The organism is Parabacteroides sp. TM07-1AC, assembly GCF_003480915.1.
GTDB classification, from domain to species: Bacteria; Bacteroidota; Bacteroidia; order Bacteroidales; family Tannerellaceae; genus Parabacteroides; species Parabacteroides chongii.
Map to the genome: position 1 here is coordinate 1 of NZ_QUKD01000018.1, position 18569 is coordinate 18569.

Consider the following 18569-nt stretch of genomic DNA (forward strand, 5'->3'; position numbering starts at 1 on the left):
AGTTCTTCAAAGACTTTGTCAATGTTTTTGTGTATGCTCTTCTTTATCTTTTATTATTAATGACTTCACATCAACAAAAACATCGGATACAAGCGTTTTCGTAGAGGCGGGAGATTGGCAGTAGATAAATTATTTGTCTGTAAGCGTCTGTAGCTGATGAAAATCCTGACTTATGGTTTAAAAGGGTTGAATTGTTATTGCCTGTTAGTGAATTATTTGCATTGACAAATTTATACAACTCTCCGTTATAATTTTTAATACATACGATTTTGTTACGGTATAAAATCGGTATATCATCTTTTTACTTTGAATATACAATGGCTAAATTTGCTAATGAAAACTCGTTTTAAACGAAGCATAATCTCGTTTAAAACGAAATTATTCTTGTTTAAAACGGGTTAAAGGTTCGTTTAAAACGAGATTTAGGCCGGCTGCAGTTGAAAATGGGGCAAAAAAAATCCCGAAATGAAAACACTTCGGGATTTCCTATATTATATAAGGTAGCAATTACTTGTTGTACTTGCTCCAGTCTACATTGTGCATGTCGCCGCTTGCTGCCAGTTCTTCGTGGAAAGCGAAGCAACATTTCAGGTTCTGCGGAGTATGGCCTTTCACACCCATTTCCAGATATTCTCTCAATAACGGCTTGTAATCCGGATGCACGCAATTGTCGATAATGCAGTTGGCACGTTCGATCGGAGATTTGCCACGCAGGTCGGCTACACCGTATTCTGTGATGATGATCTTCACGGAGTGTTCGCTGTGATCCAGGTGGGATACCATTGGAACGAAAGCACTGATCTTGCCTTCTTTTGCAGTAGAAGGTGTTGTAAAGATAGACAGCATAGCTGAACGGGTAAAGTCTCCTGAACCACCGATACCATTCATCATTCTTGTTCCTGATACGTGAGTAGAGTTGATATTACCGAAGATATCAGCTTCCAGCGCTGTGTTGATAGCGATCAGACCTAAGCGGCGGGCAACTTCCGGGTTGTTGGAAATTTCCTGCGGACGAAGAAGAATCTTGTCTTTGAAGAAATCGAGGTTTGCATAAATTTCACGGATCACTTCATTACTTACAGACAAAGAGCAACCGCTGGCAAATTTAACGCGGCCTTCTTTCATCAGGCTGATAACAGCATCCTGGATAACCTCAGTATATACATTGAATGCCGGAATTTCTTCGTTGGCTCCCATACAGCCTAAAACAGCATTGGCAACGTTGCCTACACCGCTCTGCAGAGGAACGAATTCTTTCGGCAGACGACCGGCTTTGATTTCGCTCACCAGGAAGTCGGCAACATTCTTACCGATAGCCATTGTAACGTCATCCAGCGGAGAGAACTTACCGCCTTCGTTCGGTTCTTCTGTTTTAACGATACCGACGATTTTGGCAGGATCAACCTTTACGTAAGGAGTCCCGATACGGTCTGACGGAGTATAAACAGGAATTTCACGACGATAAGGAGGATCTGCCGGTTCATAAATATCATGCATGCCGCGAATCTCTTTTGGGTGGCGGCTGTTCAATTCGATAATGATACGGTCAGCCATCCGGCAGATAGTCGGCAGGATACCGACACCGCTGGTAGGAACGATTTCACCGTCTTCCGTTACATCGGCAGCTTCGACGATCGCTACATCGATTTTTCCAAGGAAACCGTAGCGCAGGTCCTGTGCCAGTTCAGAAAGGTGCATATCGAAATACTGCGCTCCGTGTGAATTCAACAGTGCGCGGAGGTCTTTATTTGACTGATATGGAGTACGGAATTTGATTGCATTTGCACGTGCCAGTTCGCCGTCCAGTTTGTCGCCTGTAGAAGCTCCGGTAAACATACCGATCTGGAAAGGATTACCTTTTTCGTGTTCTTCCATCGCTTTTTTGGCAATGGCTCCCGGAACAACTTTCGGACATCCGGCAGGGGTGAAACCACTGAATCCTACGTTATCATCGTGATGTACGAACGAAGCAGCTTCTTCAGCTGTGATGAATTTTAAAGCCATGATATTATTTTTTTATATTAGATAAATACTTGTTAGTCAGCTAAACGGCTGCAAAGGTATTAAAAAAGAATATAGATCAATACTTACGGTTAAGTATTTCTGAGTAAATAACAGCTTTTCTTAACTCTTCAGCGTTATTGAACTCAATATCTTCTAAAAGGGCATGTTCCTCTTCGGTCGGAAAATTCGTGATCGGGGATGAACTGACTTTGGATTTGTGGATTTCCTGTTCGGCAGCCAGGAAAGGATTCGGTTGCCGTATCTCTTTTTTCTTTTTCTTTTTTTCTTTCTTTTCAGGAGGAGTGGTAGCCTCTTCCAGTATTTCCCAAAAGCCTTTGCCAGAGGGAGCATGCTCCTCTTTAGCAGGCTCGTATTCAGGTTGGCCCAGCACCTGAGTCGGGCGCTTTTTCTTGTTCTTTGAACTGAATAAACCGCTCACTGCTGCAACTATCAGGAAAACAATATAGATCCAATCGCCTAAGTTATCCATAACTTTTGATTATTTTTGCAGTCCAAATGTAGGAATAATAATTGAATAGTGAAAGAGAAGAGTAATAGAAACGGTATAAAAGTAAATAAGGGTAACTTCACAGCCACCCTTATTCGATTTAACCAAAACCTTAACTATGAAAAAATTTACGTTTTTCGTATGCAAATATAGCTCTCAGATTTGAACTGTGCAAACCTTTGGGGGTTTATTTTTATAGAATGTAAGATTTTAAATTTTATTAACAAGGACGAAATGACGAATCAGGAAAATGGCGCAGACTTAAAATCTGCAGCCGGATTTGAGGAGAAAAAATTGTTCATCGAGACCTACGGGTGCCAGATGAATGTGGCGGACAGTGAGGTAGTCGCTTCCATAATGAAAATGGACGGATATGCCCTGACTGACAAAATTGAAGAAGCGGATGCTGTTTTCGTGAATACCTGCTCTGTGCGTGATAATGCAGAACAGAAAATTTACGGAAGGCTACAGTATTTCCAGTCGCTTAAACGTAAAAAGAAGTCGCTGATTATCGGTGTACTGGGGTGTATGGCCGAACGGGTGAAGGAAGAATTGATCCATGTGCATCATGCAGACCTGGTTGTCGGACCGGATTCTTATATGGATCTGCCGAATCTGATAGGAGCAGTGGAGCATGGTGAAAAAGCAATCAATGTGGAACTGTCTACGCAGGAGACCTATAAAGATGTCATGCCGCTGAAATTGGGAGGCGTGCATATATCCGGTTTTGTGTCGATCATGCGCGGATGCAATAATTTCTGTACTTATTGTATTGTACCCTATACCCGTGGTCGTGAGCGTAGCCGCGATGTGGAGAGTATCCTGAATGAGATACGCGATATGCGTGACAAGGGTTTTAAGGAAGTGACCCTGCTGGGACAGAATGTAAATTCTTATGCTTTTGAAAAAGAGGATGAAACTGTTACTTTCCCGATGTTGCTGGAACGCGTGGCTTTGGAGGCTCCCAATATGCGTATCCGTTTTGTGACATCTCATCCGAAAGACATGAGTGACGATACGCTTCGTGTGATTGCCGCCCATAATAATATATGTAAGTACATACATCTGCCTGCCCAGTCGGGAAGTTCGAAGATACTGAAGGTGATGAACCGGAAATATACCCGCGAATGGTATCTGGACCGTATCGCAGCCATCCGCCGCATCGTTCCCGAAGCGTCTATTGCCACGGACTTGTTCTGCGGCTTCCATTCGGAAACGGAAGAGGATTACCAGGAGACACTTTCACTGATGCGTGAAGTGAGGTATGATGCGGCTTTCCTGTTCAAATATTCGGAACGACCGGGAACATATGCAGCCAAGCATCTTCCGGATACCGTATCGGAAGAAGAGAAAGTACGCCGTTTGCAGGGAATGATCGACCTGCAGAATCAGTTATCCGAAGAAAGCAACCTGCGCGATATTGGCAAGGAGTTCGAAGTCCTGATCGAAGGGTTCTCCAAACGTTCACGTGAACAGTTGTTCGGTCGTACCAGCCAGAACAAAGTGGTTATTTTCGATAAGAAAAATTATAAAGTCGGACAGTTTGTGAAGGTACGGATCACCCGGGCTTCTTCAGCCACCTTATTTGGTGAACCGGTAGAATGATCTGTGTGAACAGGCAGGTTTGTAAATGGTTAAATAATCGTAATCCGCTGTCTGTCTCACAATTTATTCGTTCTTTTGCAGAAAAATTGGGAGGTATGCGCTCTGTGCGTATCTCCCCAATTTATTGAATAATAATAAGGTTACGTCTGATGGCTGAAAATAATAAGGTAAACTCGGTTTCTTTCTTTAATTCTCGTCTTACATCTATTATAAGTATAGCCCTGGTATTGTTTTTACTCGGGTTGATTCTGTTGATGGGACTGCTGGGGAATCAGTTATCGGTTTATGTGAAGGAAAATATATCCTTTTCCATTGTTTTGAAAGATAACCAGAAGGAGGCCGACATCAAGAAGATGCAGAAAAGCCTGGACGCACTTCCTTTTATTAAATCCACAGAATACATTTCGAAAGAACAGGCTGCGAAAGAACTGGAAGAAGAACTGGGAGAAAATCCCGAGACTTTCCTGGGCTTTAACCCTCTGCAAGCTTCTATAGAAGTAAAGTTGCATTCCGAATATGCCAATCCGGACAGCCTGCAGCATATTGAAAAGAAAATTAAAACATATACATCCGTTTCTGACCTGCTCTATCGTAAGGATATGATGCAGATGGTGAACGATAATATGAAACGCCTGGGCATTATCCTGCTTACGCTGGCAGTTATGCTGATGGCTATATCGTTTGTCCTGATCAGTAATACGATCCGTTTGCTGATCTATTCCAAACGTTTTTTGATCCATACGATGAAACTGGTCGGGGCTACTTCCGGTTTTATCAGGCGTCCTTTTGTCCGCTATAATGTCGTTAGCGGTATTTTTGCGTCCATCCTGGCAATATTCATGCTGACCGGTTCGTTATATTATTTACAGCACGAATTGGACGGTTTTATTCAGCTTTTGGATGTGAAGGCTTTGCTGGTGGTTTTTGGAGCAGTGTTCTTGCTCGGAATCCTGTTGTCGGTGACGGCTACCGTGTTGGCTGTAAACAAGTACCTCCGTATGGGTGTTGATAAGTTGTATTATATATAATAAACAGAAAAGATGGCTAAGAGAGATTTTGCTTTCGGAAAAGAGAATTTTATTCTGATCGCAGTTGCTGTGGCAGTGATCATTATTGGTTTTATGTTGATGAGTGGGGGTGGTTCTGCCGATACAACCAGTTTTAACCCGGAAATATTCAGTACACGTCGTATTGTAGTTGCTCCGGTAGTAACGATGATCGGTTTCGGCCTGATGATTGTAGGAATCCTGAAAAACAGCAAAAATAAAGAGGCGGTAGAATGAGTTGGTTTGAAGCCTTGGTGCTGGGGATCGTACAGGGACTGACAGAGTATCTTCCTGTAAGCAGCAGCGGACATCTGGCAATCGGATCGGCGCTGTTCGGAATTGAAGGAGAAGAGAATCTGGCTTTTACAATCGTAGTCCACGTGGCTACGGTATTTAGTACATTAGTGATACTCTGGAAAGAGATCGAATGGATATTCCGCGGATTGTTCAAGTTTCAGATGAACAGTGAAACACGCTATGTGATCAATATCCTGATTTCTATGATACCGATCGGTATTGTCGGAGTATTTTTCAAAGATACAGTCGAAGCGATCTTCGGTTCGGGTTTGCTGATAGTCGGTTGCATGTTGCTGGTAACGGCGGCATTACTGTCTTTCTCCTATTATGCAAAACCCCGGCAGAAAGAAAATCTTTCGATGAAAGACGCTTTTATTATCGGTTTGGCTCAGGCTTGTGCCGTTCTGCCCGGACTTTCACGTTCCGGAACAACGATCGCTACAGGTTTGCTGCTGGGTAATAATAAAGCTAAACTGGCTCAATTCTCTTTCCTGATGGTTATTCCCCCGATTCTGGGTGAAGCCCTGCTGGATGTGTTGAAGCTGGTAAAGGGCGAAGATATTGCCGGAGATATTCCGACGCTTTCGCTGGTTGTCGGTTTTGTAGCTGCTTTCCTTTCCGGTTGTCTGGCTTGTAAGTGGATGATCAATATCGTGAAAAAAGGAAAGCTGATCTACTTTGCTATTTATTGTGCGATAGTCGGGCTGATCACTATTGCATGTACATTGATGAAGTAATATAGAATGGATTTTATAGCAGGAGAGGTTTTATATTTTAACAAGCCGCTGACGTGGACTTCGTTCGATCTGGTGAACAAGTTCCGTTATAAATTATCGCGGAAGCTGAAAGTAAAAAAGATAAAAGTCGGACATGCGGGAACGCTGGATCCGCTGGCTACCGGGGTCATGATCGTTTGTACCGGGAGGGCAACCAAGCGGATCGATGAATTTCAGTACCAGACTAAAGAATATGTGGCAACCCTGAAACTCGGGGAAACGACACCTTCGTTTGATCTGGAGAAAGAGATAGATGCCGTATATCCGACGGAACATATTACCCGGGAGATGGTAGAGGATGTGCTGAATTCGTTTGTAGGGACGATCCAGCAGATCCCTCCTGTTTTTTCGGCCTGCAAAGTGGATGGGAAGCGTGCCTATGAACTGGCACGTAAAGGTGAAGAAGTGGAGTTGAAGTCAAAGACGCTGGTGATCGACGAGATGGAACTGTTGGAATGCAGCCTGCCGGTCATTAAAATCCGTGTGGTATGCAGTAAGGGTACTTATATCCGTGCTTTGGCGCGTGATATCGGCGTTGCTCTGCATTCGGGAGCCCATCTGATCGGATTGGAGCGTACCCGGATCGGAGATATTACATTGGATAAATGCATGAATCCGGAAGATATCGATGCTTTTCTGGATGAAGCGGTTGGAGATCGTGTGGCTGATGAAGCCGGAGCGACTTCGATAGAAAAATGATAAGAATAAAAGAAAATAAATAAAGTAACATTATGAAGCTATCTAAATTCAAATTTAACTTACCGCAGGAACAGATCGCTCTTCATCCCGCAAAGAACAGAGATGAATCCCGGTTGATGGTTGTACACCGTAACACCGGAGAGATCGAGCACAAAGTCTTTAAAGACCTGTTGGAATATTTTGGAGAAAAAGATGTATTCATCTTCAACAACACGAAAGTTTTTCCTGCCCGTCTATATGGTAATAAGGAAAAGACCGGGGCACGTATCGAAGTGTTTTTGCTGCGTGAGCTGAACGAAGACCTTCGTCTTTGGGATGTGTTGGTTGATCCGGCCCGTAAGATCCGTATCGGTAATAAACTTTATTTCGGAGAGGATGATTCGATGGTTGCCGAAGTGATCGACAATACAACGTCACGCGGCCGTACTCTGCGTTTCCTGTATGACGGAAACCATGATGAGTTCAAGAAGGCATTGTATGCGCTGGGAGAGACTCCGCTGCCTAAATATATCGATCGCCCGGTAGAAGCGGACGACGAAGACCGTTACCAGAATATCTTCGCCAAGGAAGAAGGTGCGGTAGTGGCTCCGGCTGCCGGTCTGCATTTCAGTCGCGAATTGATGAAGCGTCTGGAGATCAAAGATTGCCGCTTCGCTTTCCTGACAGTTCATTCCGGATTGGGTAATTTCCGTGAAATCGATGTGGAAGACCTGACCAAGCATAAGATGGATTCCGAACAGATGATCGTGAATGCAGACGTTGTGGATATCGTAAATACAGGCAAGGACGACGGTCGCCAGATCTGTGCTGTCGGAACTTCCGTGATGCGTGCGGTAGAGACGGCTGTAAGCACGGACGGGCATCTGAAAGAGTTTGAAGGATGGACGAATAAGTTCATTTTCCCTCCTTACGATTTCAGTGTGGCTACCAGCATGATCACCAACTTCCATATGCCGTTGTCTACGCTTCTGATGATGACTGCTTCATTCGGCGGATATGACCTGATCATGGATGCTTATGAGGTGGCATTGAAAGAAGGATACCGTTTCGGTGCTTATGGCGATGCAATGTTGATCATTTAAGACGTACGTTTATGGCTATTGCATACCTGGCTTTAGGTACGAATATAGGAAATAGAAGACGGAATATGATAACAGCCGCTGCGCTGTTAGCTGAAAGGGTGGGAGATGTTCTCGCCCTTTCCGGTTTTTATGAAACCGAACCCTGGGGATTTCAGTCGGAGAATACGTTCCTGAATGCCGCTTTACGGCTCGAAACCTCTTTATCCCCGCTGGAGCTGCTGAAAGCGACCCAGCAGATAGAGGTGGAAATGGGACGTACGCAGAAAAGCAACGGTACTTATCATGACCGCATCATCGATATCGATATTCTGCTGTATGACGATCTGATCCTGCAGACGCCGGAACTGACATTGCCGCATCCGTTGATGCAGGATCGCCGGTTCGTGATGGAACCGTTACTTGAAATAGCTCCGAGCGTGGTTCATCCGGTGTTTAAAAAGACAATTGTATCCCTGATCCGGGAACACAACATTTTGTAACTTCATACTGTTTTCAAATAGAACTATAAAAGATAAAGCAATGAATGACATAGAAAAGATCCTGACCGGTGGAGGAATGGTTTTCAAGAAGAAAGCCTCAGAAGAAAATGTCGGTGAAAAAAAAATAAAATACTCTGATTTTCTGAAAGGTACACATAAATCGGGTTCGGCAAAGATGAAAGCCGAATACAAGTATAAAAAAGCACTTCGTAACACAAAGAAGAAAAAATAATTGTCAATTATCAATTATCAATTGTCAATTATTTATATCTTTGCCTCCGAATTGATGTGGATAGATTTGTATTGCTTGCAACCACAGGAAAAAATGCTAAAAACAAGTTCTTTTCTTAGCCGTTCCGGCGAACAGATTCCTTCCATTATCAATTCATTATTAATAATCGATTGTCTGTTGTTGATTGATTCTAGGTATGTCTGATATCTAATTCTCAATTTTCAATTTTCAATTTTCAATTAAAAAGTAATGAGTTATTTATTCACCTCCGAATCGGTGTCCGAAGGGCACCCCGATAAAGTAGCCGATCAGATATCGGATGCTTTGCTGGATGAGTTTCTTGCCTATGACAAGAACTCGAAAGTTGCTTGCGAAACCCTTGTTACAACCGGACAGGTTGTCTTGGCTGGAGAAGTTAAATCAAGTGCTTATGTAGACGTGCAGGAAGTGGCACGCGGTGTGATCGAAAAGATCGGTTACACGAAGAGCGAGTATCAGTTTGAAGCCAAATCGTGCGGCGTATTCTCTGCTATCCATGAACAGAGCGGTGATATCAACCGCGGTGTTGAACGCGAAGACCCTTACAACCAGGGTGCGGGTGACCAGGGAATGATGTTCGGATATGCAACGAATGAAACTGAAAACTACATGCCTCTGGCTCTCGACCTTTCACACAGTTTGTTGTGGGAGCTGGCAGACATCCGCAAGAACGAGAACGAACTGATGCCTTACCTCCGTCCGGATGCAAAGAGTCAGGTTACTATTGAATATGATGACAACGGCAAGCCGTTGCGCATCGATACGATCGTTGTTTCTACGCAGCACGATGAGTTTATCGGTCCGAAAGGCATCAGCCAGGAGGAAGCCGACATCGCTATGCAGAAGAAGATTGCAGCTGATGTGAAGAAGATCCTGATTCCGCGCGTAAAAGCCCAGTATCCGGCTCATGTGCAGGCTTTGTTCAACGACGATATCATCTATCATGTCAATCCGACCGGTAAGTTTGTGATCGGCGGCCCTCACGGTGACACAGGTCTGACAGGACGTAAGATCATCGTGGATACATACGGTGGAAAAGGAGCCCACGGCGGTGGTGCATTCTCCGGAAAAGACCCTTCGAAAGTGGACCGTTCCGCTGCCTATGCTGCCCGTCATATTGCGAAAAACCTGGTGGCTGCCGGTGTTGCTGATGAAATGCTCGTACAGGTTTCTTATGCGATCGGTGTAGCCAAACCGATGAATATTTTCGTCAATACGTTTGGACGTGCCAATGTGAAACTGTCGGACGGCGAGATCGCAGAGAAGATATGGAATCTTTTCGATATGCGTCCGAAAGCAATCGAAGAGCGTCTGAAATTGCGTAATCCGATCTATTTGGAAACAGCTTCTTACGGACATATGGGACGTAAGCCGGAGCTTGTTACCAAGACATTTACTTCCCGTTATAACCCGGAACCTACTATTTGCGAGGTGGAGTTGTTTACCTGGGAGAAACTGGATTATGTGGATAAAGTAAAAGAAGCATTCGGACTCTGATATCCGGATAACAATAAGAGGGAGCGGTTATAACGTGAGTTATAATCGCTTTTTTTTGTTTATAAACCAAGAATTTAGTCCTTTATGAAATCTTTTTATTTATAAATCCCTATATTTGGCATCTAAGTAATCCCTAAATCTAAATCTTATGCGTAGAATTATTCAGCTTCTCTCGCTCGCCATGATTATATTACTGGCGGCAGCATGTAAGGAGACCTCTCCGTTCAAGTACGAGTCGGTCCCTAATGATCCCATGAAAGCACGTATCTATACGCTGGATAACGGCTTGAAAGTGTATTTGACCGTGAACAAAGAGACCCCGCGTATTCAGACTTACATTGCTGTCAGGGTGGGCGGAAAAAATGACCCGGCTGAAACGACCGGGTTGGCACATTACTTTGAACATCTGATGTTTAAGGGTACACAAAAGTTCGGAACTCAGAACTATGAGGCGGAAAAACCGCTGCTCGACCAGATCGAACAACTGTTTGAAGTATACCGGAAGACTACGGATGAGGCTGAAAGGAAAGCTATCTACCATCAGATCGACAGCGTATCCTATGAAGCATCCAAATATGCGATTCCCAATGAGTACGATAAGTTGATGTCGGCTATCGGAGCCAACGGAACCAACGCCTATACGGGATTTGACATGACTGTCTATACGGAAGATATCCCTTCCAATCAGATAGACAACTGGGCTAAAATCCAGGCAGACCGTTTTGAGAACAACGTGATCCGCGGCTTCCATACGGAACTGGAGACTGTCTATGAAGAAAAGAACATGTCTCTGACCAGCGATGGCCGTAAGGTGTATGAAGCTGTACTGAGTGCTCTTTTCCCGGATCATCCGTATGGAACACAGACTGTTTTGGGAACTCAGGAAAATCTGAAAAATCCGTCTATCACCAATATCAAGAACTATCATGCTACTTGGTATGTGCCCAATAATATGGCAATCTGTATGTCAGGTGATTTTGATCCGGATAAGACGATTGAGGTGATCGATAAATATTTCGGTCATCTGCAGCCGAACCCGAATTTACCGAAATTGCCGGTGACTCACGAATCGCCGATCAAAGCACCGGTTGTAAAAGAAGTGTTGGGCGTAGATGCTGAAAATGTGACTTTGGGATGGCGTTTTCCGGGCGCATCGTCTCCGGAAGAAGATTTGCTGAACCTCACCGGCGAGATCGTGAATAACGGCAAAGCAGGTTTGTTGGATGTGGATCTGGTTCAGCAGCAGAAAGTGCTGAGTTGTTACGCCGGAACATATGGTATGGCCGATTATAATGCTTTTGTAATGAGTGGCCGTCCGAAACAGGGACAAACCCTGGATGATGTAAAAGACCTTTTCCTGGCAGAGATAGAGAAACTGAAAAAGGGTGATTTCGATGAAGGATTACTGGAAGCGGCGATCAATAATTATAAGTTGATGCAGATGTATCGGCTGGATAATAACAACAGCCGTGCGGATATGTTCGTTTCTGCATTCATAAACGGGGTGGACTGGAAAGATGAGGTAGCCCAGTTGGATCGTTTGAGCAAGGTTACCAAACAGCAGATTGTCGAGTTTGCCAATAAGTATTTCGGAGATAATTATGCCTTAATCTATAAAAGAGAAGGAAAGGACCCGAATGAAAAGAAAATCGACAAGCCTAAAATTACTCCTATCGTAATGAACCGTGACAGTTCGAGTGTATTCCTCAAAGAGATACAGGCTGCCGAGGTGGCTCCGATAGAACCGGTCTTTCTGGACTATGACAAGGATTTGCAGAAGCTGACAGCCAAATCGGATATTCCTGTCCTTTACAAACAGAACATGACGAACGATATTTTCTCTCTGATGTATGTCTTTGAGATGGGCACCAACAACGATAAGGCGATGGGTACGGCTTTTGAATACATGAAATATCTGGGAACTTCAAAGAAAAGCCTGAAAGAGATCAATGAAGAATTTTATCGTCTGGCATGTTATTTCAACGTTTTCCCCGGCTCGGACCGTACATATGTCATGCTGGAGGGATTGAAAGAAAATATGCCGAAGGCAATGGCTCTCTTTGAAGAAATTTTGGCGGATGCCCAGGTGGATAAAGACACTTATGGTAATTTGGCTGCTGATATTCTGAAAAAACGGGCGGATGCCAAATTGAACCAGGGACAGAATTTCAACAAACTGATCCAGTATGCCATCTGGGGGCCGCAGTCTCCGTCTACGCATGTCCTGACCACTGCCGAGTTACAGCAGATGGATCCTCAGGAGCTGGTTGACCGTATCCGCAAGATAAATACCTACGAACATAAGATCCTGTATTATGGTCCTGAAAAAACACAGGCATTGCTGGATATCGTTAATCAGTATCATAATGTTCCGGAGAAACTGGCTCCTGTTCCGGCAGCAACCGAGTTCAAACAACAGGAAACACCGGAAAATAAAGTGCTGTTGGCTCAATACGATGCCAAGCAGATTTATTTCTCTGCTGTATCCAACCGGGGAGAGAAATTCGATCCGTCCGTTCAGCCCACATTGAACATGTATAACGAATATTTCGGTGGTGGCATGAATGCTATCGTTTTCCAGGAGATGCGTGAAGCCCGTGGTCTGGCTTATTCTGCCGGGGCATTCCTGATCACTCCTTCCAAATTGAAATATCCGTATGTATACCGTACGTTTATTGCCACCCAGAATGACAAGATGATCGATGCGATGAAAGCATTCGATGATATCATCAACAATATGCCGGAATCGGAGAAAGCGTTTAATCTGGCAAAAGACGCTCTGATAACCCGTATGCGTACTGAACGTATTACGAAATCGGGCGTGTTATGGTCATATCTGAATGCTCAGGATTTGGGATTGACTACCGACAGCCGGAAGGAACTGTATGAAAAAGTCCCGTCCATGACTTTGGCGGATATTAAAGCATTCCAGGAAAAATGGGTGAAAGGACGTAAATATACGTATTGTGTTCTGGGAGATGAAAAAGATCTGGATCTGAAATCCCTGGGCCAGTACGGACCGATTACCAAACTGAGTAAAGAGGAGATATTCGGGTATTAAATAAAAAAACTCCGGTCATTCGACCGGAGTTTTTTGTTATCCTTCTTCTTGTTGCATTTCTATTTCCTTCACTTTCCGGAATAGGTCGGAAGCGAAAATAAAGTCATTCAGTGCTTTATTGTTGGAGGTGATAACCTGTTCTTTCGTGCCCTGCCATTCTTTTACGCCTTCCTTGATGAAGATGATGTTTTCTCCGATATTCATTACGGAGTTCATGTCGTGGGTGTTGATAACGGTCGTCATCTTATATTCCGTCGTAATATCATGAATCAGGTCGTCTATCAGTAACGATGTTTTCGGGTCCAGTCCGGAGTTCGGCTCGTCACAGAAAAGATACTTCGGGTTCAGCGCAATCGCACGGGCAATGGCTGCACGTTTCATCATACCGCCGCTGATCTCCGACGGGTATAAATGTTCTGCTTCCGAAAGGTTGACACGTTCCAGGCAAAACATAGCCCTCTTTTCTCTTTCCTTAGAGGAGTCTTTTGAGAACATGTTAAGTGGAAACATGACATTCTCCAGAACAGTCATACTGTCAAACAGGGCGGATCCCTGGAACAGCATTCCCATTTCCCTGCGTAGCATGTTCAGTTCCAGTTTATTCATGGATGTCAGGTCTCGTCCGTCATACAGTATTTCTCCCGAATCCGGTTTCATTAAGCCGATAATGTTCTTGATCAGAACGGTTTTACCCGAACCGCTTCGTCCGATGATCAGATTCGTCTTTCCTGTTTCAAAGACAGCGCTGATATTATTCAATACCTTACGGCCCTCAAACGATTTCGTTATATTTTTTACTTCTATCATTTTTTACGTAAGCATTAAATGGGTTAATATTACGTCTGCGAGCAGAATCATGATGCTGCTCATTACCACTGCATTCGTACTCGCTTTACCGACTTCGAGTGCTCCTCCTTTCACATAATAACCGAAATAAGCGGCTATGGATGAGATAATGAAAGCGTAAACGACAGATTTAATAATAGAATACCAGATATAGAATTCATTGAAATAAAATTGCAATCCATATTCGAAAGAGGCTGGTGTCATACCCGTACCTGTCGAATGACTGGCAGCAATACCTCCCAGGATACCTGTGAACATACTGAATATAACCAGTACCGGTATAAAGATCATCAGGCCGGCAATCTTCGGCATGATCAGGAAATTCGCCGAATTGACACCCATGATCTCCATCGCGTCTATCTGTTCCGTGACACGCATCGTTCCGATCTCGGAAGCGATATTACTGCCGACTTTACCGGCGAGGATCAGACACATGATAGAAGATGAAAATTCCAGCAGGATAATTTCACGGGTCGTATATCCGATCGTGAATTTCGGGATCAGCGGAGAACTGATGTTCAGTGAAATCTGAATGGCGATAACCGTACCGATAAAGACTGAGATAATAATTACAATCCAAAGCGAATCGACTCCCAGTTTATAAATTTCTTTTATCAATTGTTTGAAGAACATGCTCCATCTGTCAGGGATCGATAAGGATTTCCCCATCAACATGACATATTCTCCCATTCTTTGTAATGCTTTGTTCATTATTTTATTGATTACTTATCTGTTCCAGTCTGCAAATATAACTGAAATATGTCAACAACAGTTCACGGTTTATGATTTTATAGCTTACTAAACTGTCGACCATCCACCCGTAATTTTCAATTTTCAATTCTCAATTTTTAATTTCTTCAAGTCAGATACCGTGTACTTTCATCCATGCTCGCCTGTATCGGGTAGGAAAGGACGAAGCTGTTGCCCTGGAAATATTTGTTCAGATATCCGGGGATACGCGGCATTACGGGATCGTAAGACAGTCCTTCTTTCCGGCTGAATATCACCCACATGCTGTCGTCTGCTTTCACATCCCGGAAGACAATCAGGAAATCGTCCCAGTCGCTGAAGTTCGTATACGATATTTCGCCGGCTCTTTTGGCAAAGACTTTTTTTATCGCTTTCAGCGTGTCTTCCGAGCCGTAGAATACCACTTTGGCTCCGGTGTTCTGCAACACGTTCCATATCCGGTTCATGATCGCTATAAAGCCGATTTCTTTTTCTGCCTGGTCCGGTATGAGAATCAGATGGCGCTTGATGGTGGCGAGCGGTTGTACGGGCTTGTAGATAAAGGTGGTAACACTGCTGTGTTGTAATACGTTTTCAACGATATTGCCCAGGAAGGCTGCCGGAATATCCTTTTCTTTATGCAGTCCGAGAACCAGGTCGGTTATCTCCCGTTCCTTTACTACGCTGGTGATGGCATTGGAGATGCTCAGGTCGTAGCGGAGCAACCCTTTCAGTCTCGTGTCGGTAGCTGCTGCCGTATCGATAGCTGTTTGTAACACCCGTTTGGACGCTTTCAGTGTCTTGTCGTCCGAACTTTGGTTGTCAATGACTTTCATGGCATATAAGCCGCTGGTGTTTGTTTTCGATTTAACGGCGAGGCTGAGGTTGACCAGTTCTTCTACCGTCTCTTCATTGCTGACAGGTATCAGGATATGTTCGTCTTTCGTTTCATTCTCTTCCGTTTCTTCTTCTGATTCTTTTATGGCGATATTATGTGCCCCCTTTTGTGCGGAGAAAGAGGCAATTGCACAAGTCACCAGGATCATCAGGATCGTTCCGTTCAGGACGCTCTCGTTCAGAAGGCGGATAGGATCTCCATTAGCATCGGTCCCGAGGATCACATTATATCCGACCATGACAGCTGCCAGGGTTGCCGCCGCCTGTGCATTGCTCAACCCGAAGATGACGCTTCGCTGGTCTACCGACAGCCGGAATGTTTTTTGTGTCAGCCACGCGGCTGCATATTTGGCAGCCGTAGCGACAACGATCATCACTATGCCGACCTTGATCGTCTCGAAGCTGGTAAAGAAAGCCCTGTAGTCGATCAGCATGCCGACGCTCAACAGGAAGAACGGAATAAAGATCGCATTACCGACAAACTCGACCCGGTTCATCAGCGGCGAGCTTTGCGGTATCAGCCTGTTCAGTGCCAGTCCGGCGAGGAATGAGCCGATGATCGCTTCCATCCCTGCCAACTGTGCCAGGAATGCCCCGAAAAAGACCATCGCCAGTACGAAGATATACTGTGAGATATTATCATGTACCCGTTTAAAGAACCATCGTCCGATAAAAGGAAATACCAGCAGGACTATCAATGCGAAAACAACGATGGAAATACCCAGGCGTATCCAAAAAGCATCATCGGCATTCCCTGTTGCCATTCCAACGATGATGGTCAGCACCAATAAAGCCAGTGTATCCGTGATCATGGTTCCCCCGACAGTGATACTGACCGCGTTGTTTTTACTGATTCCCAGTTTGCTGATGATCGGATAGGCAATCAATGTATGTGAGGCGAACATGCTGGCAAGCAATACGGATGTCTCCATGCTGAATTTAAGTACCCATAATCCTACCGCCGTTCCTAATATCATAGGAATAAGGAACGTGTACATTCCGAAAACGAGGCTTTTCCCGCTATTCTTCTTGAAGTCACCCATGTCGATTTCCAGCCCTGCCAGAAACATGATATAAAGCAAGCCTGCCGTACCCGACAGAATGATGCTGCTGTCGCGCAAAACAAGGTTAAACCCGTTTGGTCCGATAATCGCGCCGGCAATGATCAGCCCCAGCAGAGGCGGTACTTTAAGTTTGTTCAACAGGAGCGGAGCCGCCAGGATGATCAGCAGTATCAGCAGAAACTTCAATACCGGATCTGCCAGCGGCAGTGTGAAATCTATGTTCGAGAGTAGTATCATATCGACGGAGGTTTAGTTTATTCAATGTTTTCGTTAGACTATTTACATGTCCTGCATTGACAAGCCTTTTATTTCCAATGTGTAATGCGATAATTGTTTTTTTATGGAGGCAACTTTCTCATATAGGCGAGCTATATTGATCTTATTTGGATTTCGCTTAACTTCAGCTATCAATGCCTTCCCTTCAAAACGGTTGAGGGCGATAAGATCGATTTCATGCACATCTTAATTTAATCCCCGTTAATTTAATGGCCATTACATTAACGGCTGTTACAAAGGTAAAAGAAAGGATGTAGAATAACAAATTTTACGGCGACAAAAATGGCTGTATGTCCTTGTGAAACGGTTAAATCCGAATTATTCGAATCAAATAATTCAAATGAAATAATTATAACAGCATATGATGCAAGAGATGTTTCTGTCTGCTGCCCGTCCTTTTTATCATAGTGCGGATTATTTTGTGTGGATAAATCAGTGGATAAATCAAATGTATGGGAATAAAGCTATTTTGGCTTGAATCTGAAATTTCGCGGCGGTTATTTTCGCCGCCGCGAAATTTCAGATTTACACTGAACGTATATACATTGTCTGTTTACCTCCGCCGATCTGTATCAGTTTGTTGCTGTTTATCAGTTGTTTCAAGTCGTTTAGCGCTATGAACTGATTACAACGGTTCAGCTTCATGCAGGTACTACGATTAATGCATTTGTTTTCTTCCACTTCAGTCATGATATTCTTCAGGCGTTGTTCTTGCGGGAGCTTTTCCGTATTCGTTTTTTTCACCAGTTCGAGTCCGGCTTCCCGTACCTGTTCTTTCAGAGAGGTTGCACAACGGAAACTGACGGAATCTATTTCTGCCTGTACCTTGTTTTTACCGTTTTCATCGGTGGTTATTTTACTTTTCAGTGTAGGGGTAAAGTAACCCAGTCCATCCAGTTCTATACTGTTCCCTTCCGACAGACAGAATCCCATCCAGAAGTTCAAAGCTTCTAATACCCCTTTTACATCAGCCGAAGAAATGGTACTCGACATCGAGATCATTTTACACATATACTTTGTGTCGAGTGTCCCTTGTGAAATGATGCGTGCATGGGGAACTTGTTTATCCTCCCTGTCTCCCGGAACCGGAGTTTTGTACCAACCGAATTTTAAACTCATTGTTATCGTGTTTTAAATTAATACCAGCCAAACCCAATTTTCATCCCGAACAATGAATCGTTCTATAAATATCGAATGAAAGTAGAACGATTACCAAGTGAAAGAAACATATATGTGTTCTATTCGTTTGATATATGTTAAACGTATATTTGATTGAATACAAATATACAGCAGAAAGGAAGGAATTGTACCGAGGGATAGCATCTTTCTGATAAATATAGGGTACTTGTGACTCAAGTAGCTTCTTCGTACCTTGTTTTTAGTGATGGCATTAATGGTAAATCCCGGCAATAATGGAGAAAATGTCTGCCAG

Annotated in this window: 16 protein-coding genes; 10 read left to right on the top strand and 6 right to left on the bottom strand. The window is 44.0% G+C overall.

What is annotated here, in order from left to right; translation table 11 throughout:
- Nucleotides 1-507 precede the first annotated feature (507 nt).
- Nucleotides 508-2004, bottom strand: coding sequence for an acetyl-CoA hydrolase/transferase family protein (locus DXD68_RS23670; RefSeq protein ID WP_122363896.1), 1497 nt, complete (start codon nucleotides 2002-2004; stop codon nucleotides 508-510).
- A 76-nt stretch (nucleotides 2005-2080) separates the two neighbouring features.
- Nucleotides 2081-2494: a hypothetical protein gene (locus DXD68_RS23675; protein WP_122363897.1), complete on the bottom strand. Its 414-nt coding sequence runs from the start codon at nucleotides 2492-2494 to the stop codon at nucleotides 2081-2083.
- Nucleotides 2495-2746: 252 nt separating this feature from the next.
- Between DXD68_RS23675 and miaB the strand changes: the two genes are divergently transcribed.
- From miaB to DXD68_RS23725, 10 genes are all read left to right on the top strand, one after another.
- Nucleotides 2747-4117 (top strand): tRNA (N6-isopentenyl adenosine(37)-C2)-methylthiotransferase MiaB, encoded by a 1371-nt coding sequence (miaB, locus tag DXD68_RS23680; protein ID WP_122363898.1) that lies wholly within the window; start codon nucleotides 2747-2749, stop codon nucleotides 4115-4117.
- Nucleotides 4118-4266: 149 nt separating this feature from the next.
- Nucleotides 4267-5145 carry a cell division protein FtsX gene (locus DXD68_RS23685; protein WP_122363899.1) on the top strand — a complete coding sequence of 293 codons (879 nt, stop codon included), beginning with the start codon at nucleotides 4267-4269 and terminating at the stop codon, nucleotides 5143-5145.
- A 12-nt stretch (nucleotides 5146-5157) separates the two neighbouring features.
- Entirely contained in the window at nucleotides 5158-5400 is a 243-nt protein-coding gene (locus tag DXD68_RS23690) for a DUF3098 domain-containing protein (protein ID WP_122363900.1), read from the top strand.
- Entirely contained in the window at nucleotides 5397-6197 is an 801-nt protein-coding gene (locus DXD68_RS23695; protein WP_122363901.1) for an undecaprenyl-diphosphate phosphatase, read from the top strand. The genes DXD68_RS23690 and DXD68_RS23695 overlap by 4 nt, the downstream gene beginning before the upstream one ends.
- A gap of 6 nt (nucleotides 6198-6203) precedes the next feature.
- Entirely contained in the window at nucleotides 6204-6935 is a 732-nt protein-coding gene (gene truB, locus DXD68_RS23700) for a tRNA pseudouridine(55) synthase TruB (protein ID WP_122363902.1), read from the top strand.
- Nucleotides 6936-6967: 32 nt separating this feature from the next.
- Nucleotides 6968-8017 carry a tRNA preQ1(34) S-adenosylmethionine ribosyltransferase-isomerase QueA gene (gene queA, locus DXD68_RS23705; protein ID WP_122363903.1) on the top strand — a complete coding sequence of 350 codons (1050 nt, stop codon included), beginning with the start codon at nucleotides 6968-6970 and terminating at the stop codon, nucleotides 8015-8017.
- Between the two features lie 11 nt (nucleotides 8018-8028).
- Complete coding sequence (folK, locus tag DXD68_RS23710) at nucleotides 8029-8496, top strand: 2-amino-4-hydroxy-6-hydroxymethyldihydropteridine diphosphokinase (RefSeq protein ID WP_122363904.1); 468 nt, start codon at nucleotides 8029-8031, stop codon at nucleotides 8494-8496.
- Between the two features lie 40 nt (nucleotides 8497-8536).
- Nucleotides 8537-8728, top strand: coding sequence for a hypothetical protein (locus tag DXD68_RS23715; protein WP_122363905.1), 192 nt, complete (start codon nucleotides 8537-8539; stop codon nucleotides 8726-8728).
- A gap of 249 nt (nucleotides 8729-8977) precedes the next feature.
- Nucleotides 8978-10264 carry a methionine adenosyltransferase gene (metK, locus tag DXD68_RS23720; protein ID WP_122363906.1) on the top strand — a complete coding sequence of 429 codons (1287 nt, stop codon included), beginning with the start codon at nucleotides 8978-8980 and terminating at the stop codon, nucleotides 10262-10264.
- A gap of 148 nt (nucleotides 10265-10412) precedes the next feature.
- Nucleotides 10413-13325 (top strand): M16 family metallopeptidase, encoded by a 2913-nt coding sequence (locus tag DXD68_RS23725; RefSeq protein ID WP_122363907.1) that lies wholly within the window; start codon nucleotides 10413-10415, stop codon nucleotides 13323-13325.
- Nucleotides 13326-13361: 36 nt separating this feature from the next.
- On the opposite strand, the gene DXD68_RS23730 is transcribed toward DXD68_RS23725, so the two are convergent.
- The 4 genes from DXD68_RS23730 to DXD68_RS23750 form a co-directional block, all read right to left on the bottom strand.
- On the bottom strand, nucleotides 13362-14132 hold the full coding sequence (locus tag DXD68_RS23730; protein ID WP_122363908.1) for an ABC transporter ATP-binding protein: 771 nt from the start codon (nucleotides 14130-14132) through the stop codon (nucleotides 13362-13364).
- Nucleotides 14133-14135: 3 nt separating this feature from the next.
- The gene (locus tag DXD68_RS23735) at nucleotides 14136-14882 is read right to left on the bottom strand and encodes an MlaE family ABC transporter permease (protein WP_122363909.1); all 747 of its coding nucleotides are present in this window, start codon (nucleotides 14880-14882) and stop codon (nucleotides 14136-14138) included.
- Between the two features lie 146 nt (nucleotides 14883-15028).
- Nucleotides 15029-17098 carry a cation:proton antiporter gene (locus DXD68_RS23740; RefSeq protein WP_122363910.1) on the bottom strand — a complete coding sequence of 690 codons (2070 nt, stop codon included), beginning with the start codon at nucleotides 17096-17098 and terminating at the stop codon, nucleotides 15029-15031.
- 564 nt (nucleotides 17099-17662) lie between these two features.
- The gene (locus tag DXD68_RS23750; RefSeq protein ID WP_122363911.1) at nucleotides 17663-18256 is read right to left on the bottom strand and encodes an HU family DNA-binding protein; all 594 of its coding nucleotides are present in this window, start codon (nucleotides 18254-18256) and stop codon (nucleotides 17663-17665) included.
- Between the last annotated feature and the right edge of the window lie 313 nt (nucleotides 18257-18569).

Bases quoted from the DNA above. Each gene is read 5' to 3' on its own strand.
- DXD68_RS23670 (WP_122363896.1), bottom strand. From the start codon at position 2,004: ATGGCTTTAAAATTCATCACAGCTGAAGAAGCTGCTTCGTTCGTACAT.
- DXD68_RS23675 (WP_122363897.1), bottom strand. From the start codon at position 2,494: ATGGATAACTTAGGCGATTGGATCTATATTGTTTTCCTGATAGTTGCA.
- miaB (WP_122363898.1), top strand. From the start codon at position 2,747: ATGACGAATCAGGAAAATGGCGCAGACTTAAAATCTGCAGCCGGATTT.
- DXD68_RS23685 (WP_122363899.1), top strand. From the start codon at position 4,267: ATGGCTGAAAATAATAAGGTAAACTCGGTTTCTTTCTTTAATTCTCGT.
- DXD68_RS23690 (WP_122363900.1), top strand. From the start codon at position 5,158: ATGGCTAAGAGAGATTTTGCTTTCGGAAAAGAGAATTTTATTCTGATC.
- DXD68_RS23695 (WP_122363901.1), top strand. From the start codon at position 5,397: ATGAGTTGGTTTGAAGCCTTGGTGCTGGGGATCGTACAGGGACTGACA.
- truB (WP_122363902.1), top strand. From the start codon at position 6,204: ATGGATTTTATAGCAGGAGAGGTTTTATATTTTAACAAGCCGCTGACG.
- queA (WP_122363903.1), top strand. From the start codon at position 6,968: ATGAAGCTATCTAAATTCAAATTTAACTTACCGCAGGAACAGATCGCT.
- folK (WP_122363904.1), top strand. From the start codon at position 8,029: ATGGCTATTGCATACCTGGCTTTAGGTACGAATATAGGAAATAGAAGA.
- DXD68_RS23715 (WP_122363905.1), top strand. From the start codon at position 8,537: ATGAATGACATAGAAAAGATCCTGACCGGTGGAGGAATGGTTTTCAAG.
- metK (WP_122363906.1), top strand. From the start codon at position 8,978: ATGAGTTATTTATTCACCTCCGAATCGGTGTCCGAAGGGCACCCCGAT.
- DXD68_RS23725 (WP_122363907.1), top strand. From the start codon at position 10,413: ATGCGTAGAATTATTCAGCTTCTCTCGCTCGCCATGATTATATTACTG.
- DXD68_RS23730 (WP_122363908.1), bottom strand. From the start codon at position 14,132: ATGATAGAAGTAAAAAATATAACGAAATCGTTTGAGGGCCGTAAGGTA.
- DXD68_RS23735 (WP_122363909.1), bottom strand. From the start codon at position 14,882: ATGAACAAAGCATTACAAAGAATGGGAGAATATGTCATGTTGATGGGG.
- DXD68_RS23740 (WP_122363910.1), bottom strand. From the start codon at position 17,098: ATGATACTACTCTCGAACATAGATTTCACACTGCCGCTGGCAGATCCG.
- DXD68_RS23750 (WP_122363911.1), bottom strand. From the start codon at position 18,256: ATGAGTTTAAAATTCGGTTGGTACAAAACTCCGGTTCCGGGAGACAGG.